Here is a 19092-nt window from a genome sequence, read left to right on the forward strand (position 1 = left end):
ATCTGTTAATAATCTATTAATCAGGCGTCATCAGCTTTTGTAAAGCGGTTCGGGGAAGGAAGAACACCATTTCCTTTTGATATTGCAAAGATAATGAATAAAGATAAAAGATAAAAGATAAAAGATGTTGCTGTTAAACATTATTTAAAATGGTTGTCAGCATCAATAGGAGCGGGCTTTAGCCCGCTCAAACTATAATATGTAATTCCTTTGGCTTTAGCCGAAACTTAAATCATATTGTTTCGGTAGGTCTAATAAACAGGATAATGCATTGCCTTGTCTATTTCCACAGGATTATTGTATTTTCTGATAACTTCCTGCATGTTTTTGGTCTGTGTATTCAGCTCATCCACTGTACGGATCTCCGTCCCGTTGATATTAATTCTCAGATCGTTATTGGTTTTGCTGAAATTATTCCGTTCAAAAGCAAAAGGATCATTGTAAAACTCCATAGCCAGCTTGTATTTCTGCTTTTCATTGATCGGGACGGCTTTATTTCCGAAACTGGATTCTACAAAATTTTGTGTAGAGTAATCGCCTTTCAGCTTCTGACTTTTAATGAGAGTATATATAAAATTATTTTTGTCATCCGACATTTCAAAGATAAGCCCCGGTAATCCCCTGAACTTAAAAGGTCCTTCATTGAAAGGAATATCTTTGGAAAACCATGCAGTCCAGTTTCTGCCTCCAAACTTTGTAGTGGCTTTCTGCAGGGTGTAATTTTCTACTTTTTTGGTCTCTTCAGAGATCGTCCAGTTGATCTTGTCTGTTGTTTTGAAAGAGTAGTATCCCTGCTTGATATTGAGGTAGTTCTCATGATCATAGGAATTGATTTTTCTCTTCACTACCTGTCCGGACATATCCGTATAGCTGGAGTTCATCCCGAATTTTTTATTTAAAGAATCGGTAATGGCCAGATCCTGCCCGTAAAATTTAACTTCTTTCGGGGTAATATCAAGAATCATATTCTGCTTTTCGTGATGACCCTGAGTAGAATCCATCTTATATTGAAGCTGATAAATGAACCGATGGATCTGAGCCTGAGCTACTGCCATGATCAGCAGAGCAGTGATGGTAAAAATATTTTTCATACTATATCAGAATGGTTGACGCTAAATTAAGTAATATCAAATTGTTTTACAACAGGTTATGTACTTAAATTTATCCCGAAAATACGAAACACGCACTTTACAAAAACGGTTTCATCTCATCTTCAATCTGTGTTCTCAGCTCCATCAGGCGCTTGGCATACATTTCCTGCTGCTTTTCCTCCTCTGTTTCAGGAATCCATTTGGGTACCGGAAGCTTTTTACCATTTTCATCTACAGCAACGAATACAATGATACAGTGCGTCTTTTTATCGAAAGTAGGCTGCTTCAGATTTCTTGAGAAAACATTGATTGCAATGTGCATACTTGAAGTCCCGGTGTAAATCACCTGTGCATCTACTTTGACTACTTCCCCGATCTTAATGGGCTCATAAAAGCGGATTCCTCCCACATAGACTGTTACGGAATAATTACCGCTCCAGGTTGTCGCACAGGCATATCCAGCCTGGTCAATCCATTTCATGACACTTCCCCCATGTACATTTCCCCCGTAATTAACATCTGAAGGCTCTGAAATAAACTGAAAAGTAATAGGCTTGTTCTGCATTTTTATAAAATTTGAATAAAGTTATTTAATAATTTCCAAAGTTTTAGATTAAATCCTACTTTTGAAAACGAAACTTTCAATGAAAGAGAAATTTAACAGAATAAAAGATTTAGACATTGCAATGAAGAAAGTATTTTATCTCAACACATGTGATACCTGCAGAAAAATTTTAGCACAGTTTGACCTTACGGGCTGGGAGCTTCGTGAAATCAAAAAAGAACCCATCACTAAAGAAGAATTAGCAGAAATGTATAAACAGACAAAGTCTTACGAAGCTTTGTTTAGCAGAAAATCTACCCAGATCAAATTGAGAGGTCTGGATGTAAAGTCTTTAGGCGAAAAAGATTTCAAAGAATTGCTGCTGGATCATTACACCTTTTTGAAAAGACCTGTTTTTATGACGGATAAAGAGATTTTTGTAGGGAATGATAAAAAGAATATAGAGGCTTTAAAAACATTCTTCGGAGTGAGTGAATGAAATATCTGATCTCCATATTGCTTTGTCTTGCCATCAATTTAAAAGGGCAGACAGTTTACAGGACACCTTCAGGCTCAAAGTTTCATGATTCATCATGCAGAATGGTGAAAAATGTTTCTTCCGGCCTTTCTGTAAACGAAGCATTGAAAATGGGGCTTCAACCTTGTAAAATTTGCAATCCCGGCGTTACACCATCCGTCTATGGTATTGTTTCTCATCCTAAAAAGACCAACGGAACCAATAAAGGAAACCGGTGTCTGGGAACAACAAAAGCAGGAACCAGATGTAAGCATTATACCCGGATCGGAAATGATTACTGTTTTCAGCATCTTCCCAATAATTAAGGTCATCCATAATTTGTAATTTGTTTTTAATGAGTTAATTATTAAATAGTTATATTTATAATAATAAAAAATAAAATCATGACGAAAAGCTTTTTACAAACAAGAAACCTTAACAGGACAGCTTTAAAAGAAATTAAAGGTGGCGGAAAAGTGATTGTACCCAACTGTTATACACTTTGTGGTGAAGCAGGAGGAGTTGTATCAGGGCATCCGGGAGTAGGAGATATGTGCACTCCGGACAGATCACTTTGCTGCTACTGCAGGTAAGAATATAGAGATTGTAAATGTTACACTCTCTTTCTGAAGAATAGAGTTAAAAAAAGAAACTATCTCCGGATAGTCTCTTTTTTTAACTCTAGGAGAACATTTATACAAAAGGAGCCTTCACCACTTTTGCAGGAATGTTCTTATTTCTTACCTGGATAAAGATTTCAGAACCTAGTTTGAAGTGAGGTTTGTCTACATAAGCAAGACCCAAACCGATCTTCTTCATTGGAGACTGCGTTCCGGAAGTTACTTTCCCGATTACGTTTCCTTCAGCATCTACAACAGGATAATCATGTCTTGGAACCCCTTTGTCTGTAAGCTCAAAACCTACTAATTTTCTGGTAACACCTTCTTCTTTCTGCTTTGCGAAAACCTCTTTAGACACAAAATCTTTATCGAATTTTGTGATCCATCCTAAGCCGGCTTCAATAGGAGAAGTGGTGTCATCGATGTCATTTCCGTAAAGACAGAATCCTTTTTCAAGTCTCAAAGTATCTCTGGCAGCCAGTCCGCAAGGAATGATTCCTTCTTCTTTACCCGCTTCCATTACAGCATCCCAAAGTTTTTCAGCACTTTCGTTGTTGAAATAGATCTCAAAACCACCGCTTCCGGTATATCCTGTGTTTGAAATGATCACGTCTTTTTCTCCCGCAACACTTCCTACAGTGAAATGATAGTAAGGGATTTCAGAAAGATTTACATCCGTAAGTTTCTGAAGAATTTCAGTAGCTTTAGGTCCCTGAACCGCCAATAACGACATCTCGTCAGAAGCATTGGTCATCTTAGCTCCGAAAGTATTATATTTTGAAATATGATTCCAGTCTTTGTCTATGTTGGAAGCATTCACAACCACGAAATATTTGTCATCGTCCATTTTGTAAACGATAAGGTCGTCCACAATACCTCCGTTTTCGTTCGGAAGGCAGGAGTACTGAGCTTTTCCGTTTTCAAGAGCATCTACATTATTGGTGGTAACAAACTGTAAAAGATCTTTTGAACCCGGCCCTTCGATGAAAAACTGCCCCATATGGGAAACATCAAATAATCCGGCTTTTTCTCTTACTGCAAAGTGTTCCTCCGTTACTCCCGAATATTGTACAGGCATCTCAAAACCTGCGAAAGGTACGATCTTAGCTCCCAAAGAAACATGTTTGTCGTACAATGCTGTTTTCTTCATATTTAATTTTTATTTCTTTATTTTAAAACTGTTGAAAGTCTCATTGAATAGGGTCATATAATTTCCGTTCCAGAATTTCTGGCCACAGTTGATGGTTACCAGATACAGCTCTTTATCTTTCTGAAAGGCTCTGGTAATCCAGAATAGTTTTTCTTTCGGATCGAAATACTCATAATAATATTCTGTAAATCCTTTTTTGCTTTTATTTTCTTTTACTTTGGTTTCCGCATCTTCAGATTTGTATAAAGCCAAGATGAATTTTTTCGTTTCGGCTTTGGGAAGATTAAGATCATGATATTCGGAGATGGTGATGGCCCCGATTTCATTGGTAGGGAAAATATTGACAATTTCACTGTCATTGGTGGATTTCCACCCCTCAGGAACGTTGATGGTATAGTTTGGGCTTTCATAAACCTTGCCTTTTTGGGCAAAAAACAGGCTTCCTGATAATAAGGCAGAAAAAAGAAGGATTTTTTTCATTATTAAAAATGGTGTTTATATTCTTCAAGAATGATCTTAAACCATTCCGTAAAGTTTTCAGGGTGTTCAGCAATTTCCTTATCCAGATCTTCAGGAGATATGAATCTCACTTCCTCTACTTCTTCCTTATTAAGATTGAAGTCAGTTTCATGATTCCCTACAAAAACATGATCAAGCTCGTGTTCCCAAAGTCCACCGCCTACATCTGCTTTGTAGATAAAGCTGAATTTTTCAGTAAGTTCCGTTTCAATTCCCAGTTCTTCTTTCAGCCTGCGTATGGCACCGGCCAGGTAGGTTTCGCCTTCTCTGGGATGGGAGCATACAGCATTGGTCCACTGGTTGGGAGAATGGTATTTTCCGGAAGCTCTTTTCTGAAGAAGCATTTCTCCTTTGCTGTTGAACAGAAATACAGAAAAAGCACGGTGCAACAGACCGTTGATGTGTGCCTGCTGCTTTTCCATCAGACCCAGAACTTCATCTTCAGGATTTACTAAAACTACAAATTCTTCCATTTCTACAAATGTAAGCGTAATAAATGTATTTTGGAAATTTTTAGGGAAACATCATGTTTTTTATAAAAAGAGAAGAGCGTAAACAGATATATTCCGTGGTAAATTGAATTGCTGTAACGAAAATTTTTAATCATTAATAGTAAAATAATGAATAAAATGTTTATATTATTCATTGGATAATGTTTTTTATAGTAAATTTTTAATATAAACCAAGTTTAATGTGCCTGATAGTTGTAAAAACGCTAACTTTGTTACTTAATATTTAACGATGGAGTTAGAGTACATAGAACACATTAGTCCCATTCTGAAGGATGGAGTAAAAAATTACCTGATCGATATTGACGGAACCATTACTGACGACGTTCCGAACGAAGAACCGGAAAGAATGGTTACCTGTGAACCTTATCCCGATGCCCTGGAAACCATTAACAAATGGTATGACGAAGGTCATCAGATCTGCTTCTTCACTTCAAGAACCGAAAATCTGAAACAAATCACAATAGACTGGCTGGATAAGCATGGTTTCAAATACCACAGCGTGCTTTGCGGCAAACCGAGAGGAGGAAACTATCACTGGATAGACAACCACCTGGTAAGAGCTACAAGATACAAAGGAAGATTTACGGATCTGGTAGAAAAACAAGTAACGATTGAAGTCTTCAGAGAAGATGGAGAATAACAAATATCATTCAAAGATTTAAAGATTAAATGTGAACCTGTTCCATTGATTTTTAAATCTTTTAATTTTTAATATAGATGTATTTATGAAAGTTTTAGCAAACGACGGCCTTGATCAATCAGGAATTGATGCCTTAACGGAAAAAGGTTTTGAGGTTATTACTACAAAAGTTCCGCAGGAGTTTTTGGTAGATTATATTAATGAGCATAAGATCCGTACCCTATTGGTAAGAAGTGCTACCCAGGTAAGAAAAGATATTATAGACAACTGCCCTTCGCTTGGTATTATCGGAAGAGGAGGTGTCGGAATGGATAATATCGATGTAGATTATGCAAGAGAGAAAGGGATCCATGTGATCAACACACCTTCAGCTTCTTCAGAATCGGTAGCGGAACTTGTTTTTGCCCATTTATTCTCCGGGGCCAGATTCCTTCAGGATTCAAACAGGAAAATGCCGTTAGTAGGAGATACTGAGTTTGCCGGACTTAAAAAAGCATACGCCGCAGGAATTGAGCTGAGAGGAAAGACCATCGGAATTATCGGAATGGGAAGAATCGGGCAGGAGGTTGCCAGGATTGCCCTGGGACTTGGAATGAGGGTTGTGGCTGCAGATAATAATGTAGGAAGAGCAAGCATCAAAGTGAAGTTCTACAACAATCAGTTTATCAATGTTGATATCGAAACCGAGCCATTACAGGATGTTCTGAAACATTCGGACTTTATTACCCTGCATGTTCCTGCTCAGAAAGACGGTTATATGATCGGGCAGAATGAGTTTGATATAATGAAGGAAGGGGTGGCGATTGTCAATTGTTCCAGAGGGGGAGTAATTGACGAAACAGCTTTAATAGCAGCACTTGATTCCGGGAAGGTAAGATTTGCAGGATTGGATGTTTTCATCAATGAGCCTACACCTTCTAAAGAGATCCTTAATCACTCCAGGATTTCTCTTACGCCTCATACAGGAGCTTCTACTCTTGAAGCGCAGGACAGGATCGGGCTTTCCCTGGCAGAGCAGATTTCAAGTATTTTACAGATTCATTAGAATGAAAGTATATAACAAAAGCACCTCAGAAAGAGGTGCTTTTTTATTGTAAATTGCTGGATGCAATAGATTATAGGCTGTTTTTGCTTTTCAGCAAATCTCTGATCTCTGTCAGTAATTTCTGATCTTCAGTAGGTCCTGCAGGGGCTGGAGCTTCTTTTTTGTTAACTTTATTAGCCAGTTTAATGATCCAGAAAAGAACCATGGCAATACAAAGGAAACTGATCACAGCTGAAAGGAAATTTCCATAAGCAACCCCATTCCAGGTAAGCTTGGCAATGTTTTCAGCACCTGCAGCTTTTAGGGCAGGGTTTAAAATAAGAGGTGTAATCACATCTTCTACCAGAGATGAAACAATTTTACCAAATGCTGCTCCAATGATCACACCGACAGCCAGATCAAGAACATTACCCTTGAAGGCAAACTCTTTAAATTCTTTGACAAATCCCATAATTTATATTTTTTTAATTAGTTATATATACAAAAATATAATTAAAAAATGTAAAAAACATCACCTTTTATCGTTTTTTATTTAAAAAAGATAGATTTTTATTCTAAAATGATACAATCTCCTTTAATGGTATTTATGCGTTTACTTTCATTCATTAATCCATTCATGACCGTATTATAATTTTATTACTGAGGTCACATCGTAATGAAAAATCTTTTGTAATTTGCTTAAAAGTTTGATCACCTATGAAAATATTTACCGCAGAACAAATACGCAGTTGGGATCAGTTTACCATTTCTCATGAGCCCGTTTCTTCCGTTCAGCTTATGGAAAGGGCTTCTGTGGCTGTAGCCAACTGGATTTCCGACCATTGTAAAAATCATAAGAAGATGGTTGTATTTTGTGGGAACGGAAACAATGGCGGTGACGGTTTAGCTGTTGCAAGACTGCTTTACCTGAAAGGTTTCGATGCTGATGTTTTTGTGGATGATCCTAAAGGCAGGTTTTCTGATGATGCTTTGGTTAACTTGAAAAGGCTGCGGGATTTTTCAGGGATCTCAGTGAGAAAATTCAGTGATATCGAACAGTATTCTTTTGATGACAAAACCATTATCATTGATGCGCTTTTCGGAACGGGTCTGTCCAGAGCGCTGGAAGGGAAATACAAGCTTCTGGCTGATCAGCTGAACCGGAAAGAGAATATCAGAATATCGGTTGATATTCCCTCAGGATTATCTGCAGATGAAATGCCAGGAGAGCATGATGCTGTCCTGAAGGCTGATTATACATTAAGTTTTCAATGCTGGAAACGGAGCTTTCTTCATCCCGAATCCGGAAAATATGCAGGTAAAATAGTTATTCTCGATATTGATTTAAGCAAAGAATATTCAGAAACAACCCCAACGGAATACTTTGTAACAGATGATGATCTGATTGAGCGTATCTTTAAGCCCAGATCCGATTTTTCTCATAAAGGAAACTATGGAAGAGCAGTCATTGCCGGAGGAAGCTATGGAAAGATGGGGGCAGCAGTGTTGGCAACCCGGTCAGCTTTGAAGACGGGCGCAGGATTGACTTTTACAATGGCTCCTGAATGTGGCTATGAAATCCTGCAGACCTCTTGCCCTGAAGCAATGTTTATGAAAAGCGGAAAAGATTTTATAAAAGAATTCGAAGAAGATAAGGCTTTAACTTACGGCATCGGGCCTGGTCTGGGAACCCACGCAGAAACAGAAAAAGCATTTCTTAATTTTCTGAAAGGGAACACTAACCCCTTAATCCTGGATGCAGATGCACTGAATATTATTTCAAAAGATGGAAAAAATCTGGAATTAATTCCACAAGGATCCATCATCACACCCCATCCCAAAGAGTTTGAAAGAATGTTCGGAAGCACGGATAATTCTTTTAAAAGACTTGAACTGGCCAGAGAGAAAGCACAGGAACTGAATATGTATATCATCCTGAAAGATCATCATACACAAATCATTACTCCGGGGAGAAATGTTTATTATAATATTACAGGAAATGCAGGGCTGGCCAAAGGGGGAAGCGGAGATATTCTCACCGGAATCCTTACTTCGCTTTCAGCACAGGGATATTCAGGAGAACATACCTGTATTTTGGGTGTTTGGCTGCATGGAAGAGCTGCTGATCTGGCTTCGGAAAAACATTCAAAAGAAGCAATGCTCCCTACGGATGTGATTGATGAGCTGGGAGCGGTTTTTCAGGAATTGAACAGAAAATCCGTAAAAAATCTATAAGCTGGAAAACTATGTTTCTATGTGGTTTATTTTTTTAACAGCATAGAAACAGAGAACACAATAATTAGTACGCTTGTGGTAATTTAAATTTCTCACTGATCCGGCAGATTGCGCAGATCATATACAAAATGAGAAGTGTAAAAAATAAAAGACAAATCTGTATGATACAAATTTGTCTTTTTATTGTAAGGATCAGGCCTTCTGTTTTTGCTTTTTACATGAAAAATTATTCAGGTTTTTCATTCTCTGCCTGGGTAATTTTAAACTTTTTGGAGATGATCATAATAATGACTCCGGCAATCATAAACGGAATAGAAAGCACCTGTCCTGTATTTAAATTTCCGATCTGGATAAATTCATCACCTTGTGGCTCTTTCAGGAATTCTACAAAGAACCTGATGGCCCACAGAATGATAAAAAACAGCCCGAATAGCCAGCCCTGCTGGTATTTTTTATCAGTTTTTCTATATAAGATCCATAGCAGAATGAAAAGAGCAACATATCCTACAGCTTCAAACAGTTGACTCGGGTAACGCGGTACGGTAAGACCGTATTCACTGCTCTGCTGAGGGAAAAGTAACGCAAACGGAGAGTTGGGATCTGCTGGCTTTCCTACAATTTCAGAATTGAAAAAATTCCCCATTCTTACAAATGCACCACCTAAAGCCACTACGATTCCCAGTCTGTCATATACCCAGAAAGGATTCTTTTTAATAATCTTAAATGAATAATACAGTGTTGTAAAGATCAGTGCAATGGTCGCCCCATGGCTGGCTAATCCGGAAAATCCTGTGAACTTAAGACCGTTTTTCGTGCTTATCGGTAAAAAGACACTCCAGAAATCTTCTTTAAACAATTCAGGTTGGTAAAAAATAACGTGTCCCAGTCTTGCTCCAAGGATGGTACCTATCAATGTCCAGGTAAAAAGAGGTTCCAGGTATTTTTGATTGACATTATCAATTTTGAATATCCTGTTCATTAAAACATATCCGAAACCGAACGCAAACACAAACATCAGGCTATAGAAGTGCAAAGTAATAGGTCCCAGTTGAAGTCCCTTTGACGGATCCCAGATTTTAAATGGGGTCTCAAGTTCTACTTTATCAGAATCGGTGATCGGTTTGGCCGATTTTACGGCATACTTGAATGTTGTAATATTGTCCTTGGTTACAGGCGTGTCAATCAGTTTAAAGTTTTTATCAAAAAACTGATATTTTGAATCCCTGAACCTTGACAGCGTTGAAGCTCCGAAATTATAATAAGCAGGTTCGAAATTAGATTCATTAAGGATCACGACCACATTATTGGTGATGGCTCTGTCCGGAAAAGCGCTGAGGTCACCCAATTCCGTAGTAGAGTAGATCTTTACCGGAATATTGTTCCCGTTGATATCTAAAGTACCGTCGGATAAGCCTCCAGGGTATTCCTGTGCCATAAGACATTGAGTGATCAATGCAAAGAGTACAAGGTAAATTCTGAAAAAAATATTACTCATATTTCTATTGATTTAATAGTTTGATTATTAATGTTCATGTTTGGGAGGTACAGGGTCGTAACCGCTTCCTCCCCAGGGGTGGCATCTTAAGATCCTCCTGAATCCCAGCCAGAAGCCTTTAAATAAACCATGAACTCTGAGCGACTCCAGCATATAGTGAGAGCAGGTAGGTTCATAACGGCAGTTTTTGGGAAGTATGGGCGAAATAAACCATTGGTAAAATTTGATCAGAATTACCAAAGGAAATGTAATGATTTTATTGAATGTAAGTTTCAAAACAATGCAAAAATAGGGTAAAAAAATGAAAATTAGTTTAATTTTGTTATAAGTTTCAGACCATCGAAATCTGAATTATTGATCTTAAAAAAATAAAATTATCTTGAATCAAAATATTCCATTAGCTGAAAAATTAAGACCGAAAACCCTTACTGATGTATTGGGACAGGAACATCTTACCGGCGAAAAAGGAACGATCAGAAAGATGATCGAAAACAATACCCTGAATTCACTGATATTTTGGGGACCTCCGGGTACAGGGAAAACTACGCTGGCAGAGATTATTTCTGAACAGTCCGGGAGAAAATTCTATAAACTTTCAGCAGTTTCTTCAGGAGTGAAAGATGTACGGGATGTCATTGAAGATGCCAAGAAGCAGAATTTATTTTCAGGAAAATCACCCATCCTTTTCATTGATGAAATTCACCGTTTCAACAAATCGCAGCAGGATTCTTTGCTGCATGCTGTAGAGAAAGGCTGGATTGTTTTGATAGGAGCTACTACAGAAAATCCAAGCTTTGAAGTGGTATCCGCACTGCTTTCAAGAAGTCAGGTGTATGTTCTGAAAGCCCTGAGCTATGAAAAGCTGGAAGAACTTATTGATATTGCCTCTGAAAGATATAATAAAGATGAAGGAACGCAGTTTAAAATTCTTGAAAAAGAAGCTTTCATCCAATATTCGGGAGGAGATGCCAGAAAGCTGATCAATTCTGTAGAGCTGGTTTTGAATCAGTATAAAAATTCAGACACTGTAGAAATTATTAATTCCGATGTTCTTGAAGTGCTTCAGGAAACAATGGCACTTTATGACAAAAACGGAGAGCAGCATTATGATATCATTTCGGCTTTTATCAAATCTATGCGGGGAAGTGATCCGAATGGTGCCGTCTACTGGCTGGCAAGAATGATCGCAGGAGGAGAGGATATCAAATTTATTGCAAGGAGAATGCTCATTCTGGCAGCTGAAGATATTGGTCTGGCCAATCCCAATGCGCTGGTGATGGCGAACAACTGCTTTCAGGCAGTGAATGTAATCGGGAATCCGGAAGCAAGGATTATATTAAGTGAAACAGCCGTTTATCTGGCGGTGTCTCCTAAAAGTAACTCCGCTTATATGGCTATTAATGATGCGCTGGCACTGGTAAAACAAACCGGAAACCTACCTGTGCCGCTTCATTTAAGGAATGCCCCCACAAAGCTGATGAAAGATCTGGATTATGGAAAAGAATATAAATATGCCCATTCCTATGAAGGAAATTTTGTAGAACAGGATTTTCTTCCTCAGGAGATTAAAGATGTGAAGCTTTATGAGCCCGGAAACAATTCCACTGAAAAGAAGATCTACGAAGAGCTTAAGAAAAAATGGAATAATAAATATTAAAACATAAAAAAGGATACTGTACAGACAGCATCCTTTTTTTATTTTGATAAATTACTCACCGGTAGTATAGATAAACAGGGTTTTCTTACCGTTGTAATCCTTGATCTCAGTTCTTTTGTTTATTTGCGGATAGATTTGCGTGTTTTTAGGGTCTGTAAATTCATATCCTTCAATGAATACCGGATTATCTTCCGGAAGTTTGTACTGGGTATTTATTTCGGCCAGAGACATTCTGTCAAAAGCATTTCCTCCGTTTTTAAACTTATATTCAGTTACTCCTTTCGTAAAAACAGAACTGTATTTTTTTAAAGCTGAAGGAAGGTTCGAAGCAGTATTGTATACTTTCGAAACCTGTAGTCTATCTTTGTATGAGTTGAATAATTCAACTGTTCCAATCACGTTGTCCGCTACTGCAAACTTTACAGCAGGATTTTTTTGCTGTGCAAACAGAGTTGCAGAAGACAATAGTAAAAAAGAGTAGAGTAATTTTTTCATAATCAGAATATGTAAATATTAAAAACGTGATAAATATAGTTATTTTTTATAAAATGTGAATGAAATATTGAATTGTTTTGAGTTTTATTTATAAATAAAAAGTTTTACCCTGAAAATTGGTCCTTATTTTCAGGATTTTCATCCTTTTTGTCAACCATATTTTTAATAATATTCTTAAGTCGCTGAAATGTGAAAGAACTGAATAGTAAGATAATCCCCAAAGCAATAAATGCACTGATTCTGGAAATATTATCCATTTGCCAAACATCATAGGCATAAAGCTTTAATGCCATAAGACCTACCAGGGCAAAGCCGATTTTATTATACTCCGGGATATTTTTTTTCAATCCCAGGTAAATAAAAATACTGGCAAGAACTGTCCATATAATAGGCAGATAAAGGATGTTGAAATGTTTCTTTACTTCGTAAGCATGAAGATTGTCATGAGATGCTGTTAAAACATATGAATGATGCAGTTCACAACTTACAGCGGTAATAATAGCCAGACAGAGGATCCAGTATGAGATTGTATTCTTATGGAAAGCTGAACCGGGGATGATCTTAATACATATATATATAAAAGGAATCCACTGAAGCAGATGCAGCCAATAGAAGCCGGGCTGTAATTGTTTTGATAAAACTGCAGTGACCACAGATGAAGTGACGGTGGAAATAGTAATGATCACCAGAAAAAGGGTCGCATAGATCAGGGGTACCTGAATGTTATTTTCGATGCCCAGTGTTTTTCTGAATATTAATAAGACGAAGATATAATAAACGCTGAATAACAATCCAACACTTGTGATTGCTGCCCAGGCCATTCCGGAAATATGATAAGTGATCTCAAAAAGAAGTGCAGCATAAATAATTCCGTAGCTGGCCAGGGTGATCAGATCTTCAAAAAAGCTATTTGTTTTATTCTGCATTTCTTTTCCGTTATTTTTTAACAGGTATAAATTAATGACTGCAGAAACTACCGTGACGAAGCTTGTTAAAAATACAGGGTTGAAAATGATGCCCATCTTTTCAGTGTGGAGATATTCTGTCCAGGTGATGATTTGTGCGATGATAACCAATGGAAACAGAATATAAAAGAAGGTTTTGAAAATGGTATGGCCTGTCTTTTTCCAGATGAAGAGAAGAAGCGTTGCTTCTATAGCCCATACGCTGGTGATGAGATGGGTTTTAAACTGAAGCGCAACGGCAATGGTGATAAGACTGGCGGTGATCCCTGTAAATACAGAATAAGAAGTTCCAAAACTTTTCCTTCCGTATTCTCTGAAGAGAAAAACAGAATTGATGACTGCAAAAATAATCGGGAAAATAATGACAGGTTCATATTTTAATTCATTGAAAGTATAAACAAGCCCGATAATGCTTGAAAAATTAATGAACGCAAGCATTAAGATATCTGAAGTGGAAAGCGTATTTTTTCTAAAATAATCAAGCAGCGCAAAAATATAGAAAATGATGTAGCTGATGATATAAAAGGTAACACTTAAAAGTTCCGGACTGTTAACGGTCCACGAAAAAAGATAGAGACCGGTAAAAATATAGGCCGTCCATCCCACACTTTTCCAATGACGGAGGAAAGCAGCCACCAGCATCCCGGTATTGAGAAGGGTCAGGTAGATGAAAAGGAAAAGATAATTACTGTGTCCCGTACTGATCATCAACGGCGCAGAGAAGCCGCCTATTAATGAGAAAATGATCAGAACTTCACTTTTGTAATAATAGGAAAGGACAATAGAAATAACAGTAATGAAAGTAGTTATGGCAAAGGCTGTATTCTGGGAAAAAAGGTGGTATTCCCGGAAAGCTATTGTAGCGGTAAAGTAGAGTACAGCAATCCCTCCTCCTGTAATAATAGATGCAAATGTGGTGTAATTTTTTCTGAGAAAATGACTGATAAGGATAATTCCTGCTCCGGTACAGAAGCCAATGCCTGCTCTTGCAGGTTCCCCGATCCAGTTTTTGTCGATAGCATATTTTACAAAGTAACCGATTCCGAGAACAAGAGTGAAAATACCGATAATGGTAAGGGCGTTCTGTTTCAGGAAATCAAACACAGGAGCAAGCCGGTCTTTTTGAACAACCGGCGGGATTTCTTCATTTTGAGGCTGCTGTAAGTTTGTGCGGTCCGGTTCGTGAGACTGTACTGGCCGGGGAATGGTAATTTCTTCTGTTTGGTTTTTTTCTCCGGTCAGCACGGATGAAGCTGAATCTCTGTTGATTTTAGCATTAAGATCAGACACTTCTTTTTCAAGTTTCCTTATTTTATTATTCAGGTTATTGAAAACGATGATGATTACTACAATTAATATGGCCGCAAGATATTCACTCATCAGATAGTTTTTATCAAATATAAAGAAATGTGTTTGAATGCTCTTAAAAAAATTAGCCCATCACAAGGGAAGTGATGGGCTAACAGTATAGATAACTAACAATATGTTCTTCTTAGTCGGACACTTTGTAAATATAGATCGAAGCATTACTGGTACTCAGTGCACCTAAATTAAGCAGGCCGGTTTCTATAGTCCCGAAATTAATTTTATCACCTGCCTGAAACGAATACAGTGAATTGATCCTTGTATCAGCGAAGGATAAACCGGTTACCAATACATTAAGACCACTGAACATACTGCTGTCTATTATAGCAGATGTTCCTCCCCTTGTTCGTGCGATTCCGATACCGCCTTCAGACAATAAGGATGCTACTAATCCTGTTGAATATTTAAATGCAAATCCAACGGCATATACTCCGGTTGATGGGATGATGTAAGAACCATCATTATCATCAAATAATGCGGCATTACCTACGGTTCTGTCAGTAGCTTTAAAGTTCAGCGCTTTGAAACCTCCGGGAAAGACTCCTACAGACAGTACACTAAGGGTGGTTGATTTTTTAGCTGCATATACTGTAGTGTTGCTCGTTGATCCACCAGCCATCAGTAGCAGAGGGTCCATTTTATAAACTTCTGAACTTCCCTGGTTGATTGCTAAAACCTGATATCCGGGTAACGCTGTGGCTGCAGGGGTGTCTCTAACTTTTAAAGTTCCATTTACGTCGAGGGTTGCTGTTGGTGTGGTTGTATTAATACCAACTTGTGAAAGTAAGGGAAGTGTTGCACAAGCAAACAGCAAACTGTAGATTTTAGTTTTCATGATCAAGATTTTTAATTAGTTGCTAAGCAAATATACAACAAAAATTATACTCTTCATTGTGAATTTTTCAATTTTAACGTTATTATGGTATGATATATTTAAACATATGTTTATATTTTAATGTACATTATTGCATAATCAATTTACGAGTTATTTTTTTTAATATCGTTGTAAACCTGTGTATTTAAGCGCTTTAAGAAATATAATTATCCCTTTTGTGTGGGTTATTTTTTTAGAGATAAACAGTTGTCAACTAGGTATTTATTGAAGTGAAAGTTGTGCAAAAAAAAACACCGACCATGAAGTCAGTGTTGAATTTTAAGCAAATTGGCTGCTTTATTTTAGCTTTCCAGAAGAAATTCTTTATAATTTCCAAGGAAATCAACGTTAGCATGGATCGATTCCAGCTCCTGAAGTGCATTTCCATGTAAAACCTCATTCCACGGTCCTTCTACATTGATGAAGAAGAAATAATTTCCCAGTCCTGTCTTTAAAGTCCTGGATTCTATTTTGCTGAGGTTCATTTTTCGCCATGCAAAAACAGATAATACCTGATGGAGACCGCCCGGGTGATCTTCGGGCAGTGTGATGAGCATGCCGGATTTCTCTCCCAACGTTTCAAGCTGGCTGTTATCATACCGGTTCTGCTGTTTTGAAATGATGATGAACCTTGTATGGTTCTGTTCAAAATCCTGAATATTGCGGCTGATGATCTTCAGTCCATATAAATTGGCAGCAAACTGATTGGCTACAGCTGCTATTTTGCTTTCCCTGTTTTCAGAAACGTATTTTGCTGCAGCGGCAGTAGACGAAAAATCCTGTTTGGGTATTTCCTTATAATGGGTATCCAGGAAATGGAAACTTTGAGCCAGAGCCTGTGGGTGTGAGTATATTCTTTCCACATCCTCTATAGCGTTGTCCGGATGAATCATCAGGTGATGGGCGATAGGCATTACCGCTTCAGCTTCAATCTTAACAGACGGGGTCTTATATAAATAATCCAGCGTCATCGAAACGGTTCCTTCTATAGAGTTTTCCAAAGGAACAACGGCCTTTACAGCGTCGCCATTTTCTACTGCATTGAAACAATCCAGAATACTGGCTTGTGGTAAAAGCTCTTCATCCGGAAAGAGCTGTGCAGCGGCAAGCTGGGTAAAGCTGGCATGAGGCCCTAAAAATGCAATCTTCATAAATAATATATAAGGTATGATTAATACAAAGCACAAAGGTGCGAATTAATTCACAAACAGCTTAAGGTTTTTGAGGTAAAGTTTGAGAACCGGAGGGTTTCAGGTTCTGACCGTTCGGGTTCTGTCATCTTCCGCTATTTTTCTTCTTTCCAGTTGGCTTCAATCATTTCCATTAAAAAATCCGGGCACCTGATAATCTTGCCTGTTTTGGCATCCAGAAAGAAAAGGGTAGTGGAGGCCTCCGTTATTTTAATATGCTCTTCATTGTAAATTTCATATTCGAATTCAATTCTCACTCCCGGAATTTTTTTTACATAGGTATGAATTTCTAATTTCTGATCATACAGAGCCGGGCGGATATACTTAATTTTGTAGTCCGAAACGGGAAGCCAAATTCCTTGGTTTTCAATTTCATCGTATGAAATTCCTATGCTTCTGAAGAGCTCCACCCTGCCTACTTCGAAGTACGTGGCATAGTTACCGTAGTATACATATTTCATAGGGTCTGTTTCTGCGTAACGTACTCGTATTGAGTGTGTTGTGTGTATCATTTTGAGTGCTAAATTATACATACAAATATATTTTTAAATAATCAATAGCTGCAATATTTTTTTTTAAAAAGAAAAAATTGGACCTTTGTCTCCCTTCTAAAAACAGTACAAACAAAAGAATAATCAGGGCATAAAAATGGATGACAATTTAATGATGATATGGCAGAAGTGCCTTCAGTTTATGCGCGATAACTTGAACGCAGCTGAAGATAATTCTGACCTGAAAAAACTTGAAAAATCTTTCGATATGTTATTTGATAAGGTACAGCCGCTTTCATTGGTGGCCAACAACCTTACACTTATCGTACCGAGTGATTTTTACAAGGAATATATTGAGGACAACTACCTGTCCCTGCTTTCTGCTGCCCTGAAGAAAAATATAGGAAAAGGAGTGAAATTATGGTATTCTGTAATGGAAAACAGACCAAAAGGCGAAGAAAAGCCGGTTACCATGAATATGAAGGGACAAAGCGTTCCTACTCCTAAAACACAGGAAACAATGCCACAAGGATTCTCCGCTAATATTGTAAACCCTTTTGTGGTTCCTGGAATAAGAAAAGTAAACATAGATTCCAACCTGAAGCCTGACTATTCATTTGATAGTTATGTAGAAGGGGAAAGTAATAAATTTGCTGCCACTGTAGCAAGATCAATTGCCAAGAGACCCGGTGCAACAGCTTTTAACCCATTGTTTTTATATGGAGGTTACGGAGTAGGTAAAACCCACTTAGGCCAGGCTGTAGGTCTTGAAGTGAAGAACCAGTTTCCGGATAAAGTCGTACTGTATCTGTCTTCAGAAAAATTTATCCAGCAGTTTATTTCTGCTGCTAAAGCTCACAAGCAAACGGAATTTGCCAATTTCTACCAGATGGTGGATGTACTGATCATTGATGATATTCAGTTCTTATCAGGAAAATCAGCAACTCAGGACAGCTTCTTCCATATTTTTGATCATCTTCACCAGAACGGAAAGCAGATCATCCTTACTTCAGATAAAGCTCCGGCTGACATTATGGATATCCAGGACAGGATTGTTTCCCGTTTCAAATGGGGACTTTCTGCAGAAATCAAATCTCCGGACCTGTCTACAAGAAGACAGATCATTGAAGATAAACTGAGCAGAGACGGAATTGCACTTCCTGATGATATGCTTGACTTCCTTGCTGCTGAAGCGAAGACCAATGTAAGAGAACTGATCGGGGTGATCAACTCAGTGATCGCTTACTCTACAGTATATAAGAGAGACCTGAGTCTTGAATTGCTGAAAGAAACCATCAACAGAATTGCTGCCAACCAGAAAAAAGTGATCAATATTCCTTATATCCAGGATGTGGTATGTGATTATTTTGGAATCAAAAAAGAGCAGCTTTTATCAAAAACAAGAAAAAGAGAGATTGCATTGCCAAGACAGCTTGCGATGTATTTTTCCAAAGCATTCACCAATTCTACATTTACAAAAATCGGTGAAGAAATGGGAGGAAAAGATCACTCTACGGTAATGTACGCCTGCGATACCATTAAAGATGTATCGAAAATCGATAAAGAGATCAAAAAATACGTAAAAGACCTTACAGAAAGAATCAAACAATAATTCCTGTAAAGCTTATATAAATTGAAATGAAGAATCGTGGTATTCTTCATTTTTTATTTAGTTTTGTTACAGCAAACCTTAGAGCCTTTATCATTT

21 protein-coding genes and 1 riboswitch are annotated in these 19092 nt (G+C 37.8%); of the genes, 8 read left to right on the forward strand and 13 right to left on the reverse strand.

Annotation, left to right across the window (positions count from 1 at the left end):
• Positions 1-14: 14 nt before the first annotated feature.
• A riboswitch (Fluoride riboswitch) is annotated at positions 15-83 on the reverse strand.
• 168 nt (positions 84-251) lie between these two features.
• Together BBI00_RS02325 and BBI00_RS02330 are read right to left on the reverse strand one after the other, a co-directional pair.
• Positions 252-1091, reverse strand: a complete 840-nt coding sequence (locus BBI00_RS02325; protein WP_083988400.1) for a GLPGLI family protein — start codon at positions 1089-1091, stop codon at positions 252-254.
• A gap of 97 nt (positions 1092-1188) precedes the next feature.
• The gene (locus BBI00_RS02330; protein ID WP_065397256.1) at positions 1189-1656 is read right to left on the reverse strand and encodes an acyl-CoA thioesterase; all 468 of its coding nucleotides are present in this window, start codon (positions 1654-1656) and stop codon (positions 1189-1191) included.
• 121 nt (positions 1657-1777) lie between these two features.
• On the opposite strand from BBI00_RS02330, the gene BBI00_RS02335 reads away from it, so the two are divergent.
• The 3 genes from BBI00_RS02335 to BBI00_RS02345 all read left to right on the forward strand — a co-directional run bounded on the left by BBI00_RS02335 (position 1778) and on the right by BBI00_RS02345 (position 2745).
• Positions 1778-2134, forward strand: coding sequence for an arsenate reductase family protein (locus BBI00_RS02335; RefSeq protein ID WP_065399585.1), 357 nt, complete (start codon positions 1778-1780; stop codon positions 2132-2134).
• On the forward strand, positions 2131-2478 hold the full coding sequence (locus BBI00_RS02340) for a hypothetical protein (protein WP_065397257.1): 348 nt from the start codon (positions 2131-2133) through the stop codon (positions 2476-2478). The genes BBI00_RS02335 and BBI00_RS02340 overlap by 4 nt, the downstream gene beginning before the upstream one ends.
• Positions 2479-2556: 78 nt before the next feature.
• A complete protein-coding gene (locus BBI00_RS02345; protein WP_065397258.1) occupies positions 2557-2745 on the forward strand; it encodes a hypothetical protein in 189 nt (62 codons plus the stop codon).
• 100 nt (positions 2746-2845) lie between these two features.
• Here BBI00_RS02345 and gcvT read toward each other — a convergent pair whose 3' ends face one another.
• Genes gcvT through idi form a run of 3 tightly spaced genes read right to left on the reverse strand, consistent with a single transcriptional unit; the run spans position 2846 to position 4914 of the window.
• The gene (gene gcvT, locus BBI00_RS02350) at positions 2846-3922 is read right to left on the reverse strand and encodes a glycine cleavage system aminomethyltransferase GcvT (RefSeq protein WP_065397259.1); all 1077 of its coding nucleotides are present in this window, start codon (positions 3920-3922) and stop codon (positions 2846-2848) included.
• 9 nt (positions 3923-3931) lie between these two features.
• The gene (locus BBI00_RS02355) at positions 3932-4402 is read right to left on the reverse strand and encodes a hypothetical protein (protein ID WP_228394700.1); all 471 of its coding nucleotides are present in this window, start codon (positions 4400-4402) and stop codon (positions 3932-3934) included.
• 2 nt (positions 4403-4404) lie between these two features.
• Positions 4405-4914, reverse strand: coding sequence for an isopentenyl-diphosphate Delta-isomerase (idi, locus tag BBI00_RS02360; RefSeq protein WP_065397261.1), 510 nt, complete (start codon positions 4912-4914; stop codon positions 4405-4407).
• Between the two features lie 268 nt (positions 4915-5182).
• Here idi and BBI00_RS02365 point away from each other — a divergent pair, with 268 nt between their 5' ends.
• Both BBI00_RS02365 and BBI00_RS02370 read left to right on the forward strand, forming a co-directional pair.
• Positions 5183-5593, forward strand: a complete 411-nt coding sequence (locus tag BBI00_RS02365; RefSeq protein WP_065397262.1) for an LNS2 domain-containing protein — start codon at positions 5183-5185, stop codon at positions 5591-5593.
• An 85-nt stretch (positions 5594-5678) separates the two neighbouring features.
• Complete coding sequence (locus BBI00_RS02370; protein WP_065397263.1) at positions 5679-6638, forward strand: D-2-hydroxyacid dehydrogenase; 960 nt, start codon at positions 5679-5681, stop codon at positions 6636-6638.
• 70 nt (positions 6639-6708) lie between these two features.
• Here the strand turns inward: BBI00_RS02370 and mscL are convergent, their stop codons facing one another.
• Positions 6709-7089, reverse strand: a complete 381-nt coding sequence (gene mscL / locus BBI00_RS02375) for a large conductance mechanosensitive channel protein MscL (RefSeq protein WP_065397264.1) — start codon at positions 7087-7089, stop codon at positions 6709-6711.
• Between the two features lie 245 nt (positions 7090-7334).
• Between mscL and BBI00_RS02380 the strand changes: the two genes are divergently transcribed.
• Positions 7335-8852, forward strand: coding sequence for an NAD(P)H-hydrate dehydratase (locus tag BBI00_RS02380; protein WP_065397265.1), 1518 nt, complete (start codon positions 7335-7337; stop codon positions 8850-8852).
• A 226-nt stretch (positions 8853-9078) separates the two neighbouring features.
• On the opposite strand, the gene lgt is transcribed toward BBI00_RS02380, so the two are convergent.
• Positions 9079-9927 carry a prolipoprotein diacylglyceryl transferase gene (lgt, locus tag BBI00_RS02385; protein WP_065399586.1) on the reverse strand — a complete coding sequence of 283 codons (849 nt, stop codon included), beginning with the start codon at positions 9925-9927 and terminating at the stop codon, positions 9079-9081.
• A 447-nt stretch (positions 9928-10374) separates the two neighbouring features.
• Positions 10375-10623 carry a membrane protein insertion efficiency factor YidD gene (gene yidD, locus BBI00_RS02390; protein ID WP_065397266.1) on the reverse strand — a complete coding sequence of 83 codons (249 nt, stop codon included), beginning with the start codon at positions 10621-10623 and terminating at the stop codon, positions 10375-10377.
• 103 nt (positions 10624-10726) lie between these two features.
• Here yidD and BBI00_RS02395 point away from each other — a divergent pair, with 103 nt between their 5' ends.
• The gene (locus tag BBI00_RS02395) at positions 10727-12004 is read left to right on the forward strand and encodes a replication-associated recombination protein A (RefSeq protein ID WP_065397267.1); all 1278 of its coding nucleotides are present in this window, start codon (positions 10727-10729) and stop codon (positions 12002-12004) included.
• A gap of 51 nt (positions 12005-12055) precedes the next feature.
• On the opposite strand, the gene BBI00_RS02400 is transcribed toward BBI00_RS02395, so the two are convergent.
• From BBI00_RS02400 to BBI00_RS02420, 5 genes are all read right to left on the reverse strand, one after another.
• On the reverse strand, positions 12056-12499 hold the full coding sequence (locus BBI00_RS02400) for a hypothetical protein (protein WP_065397268.1): 444 nt from the start codon (positions 12497-12499) through the stop codon (positions 12056-12058).
• Between the two features lie 104 nt (positions 12500-12603).
• On the reverse strand, positions 12604-14844 hold the full coding sequence (locus BBI00_RS02405) for a DUF2339 domain-containing protein (RefSeq protein ID WP_065397269.1): 2241 nt from the start codon (positions 14842-14844) through the stop codon (positions 12604-12606).
• A 112-nt stretch (positions 14845-14956) separates the two neighbouring features.
• Positions 14957-15664 carry a hypothetical protein gene (locus BBI00_RS02410; protein WP_065397270.1) on the reverse strand — a complete coding sequence of 236 codons (708 nt, stop codon included), beginning with the start codon at positions 15662-15664 and terminating at the stop codon, positions 14957-14959.
• Between the two features lie 341 nt (positions 15665-16005).
• Positions 16006-16854 carry a prephenate dehydratase gene (gene pheA / locus BBI00_RS02415; RefSeq protein WP_065397271.1) on the reverse strand — a complete coding sequence of 283 codons (849 nt, stop codon included), beginning with the start codon at positions 16852-16854 and terminating at the stop codon, positions 16006-16008.
• A gap of 134 nt (positions 16855-16988) precedes the next feature.
• Positions 16989-17405, reverse strand: coding sequence for an acyl-CoA thioesterase (locus tag BBI00_RS02420; RefSeq protein WP_065397272.1), 417 nt, complete (start codon positions 17403-17405; stop codon positions 16989-16991).
• Positions 17406-17541: 136 nt separating this feature from the next.
• Between BBI00_RS02420 and dnaA the strand changes: the two genes are divergently transcribed.
• Entirely contained in the window at positions 17542-18996 is a 1455-nt protein-coding gene (gene dnaA, locus BBI00_RS02425) for a chromosomal replication initiator protein DnaA (protein ID WP_047095010.1), read from the forward strand.
• Positions 18997-19092 lie beyond the last annotated feature (96 nt).

Source organism: Chryseobacterium arthrosphaerae (assembly GCF_001684965.1).
Taxonomy (GTDB): Bacteria; Bacteroidota; Bacteroidia; order Flavobacteriales; family Weeksellaceae; genus Chryseobacterium; species Chryseobacterium arthrosphaerae.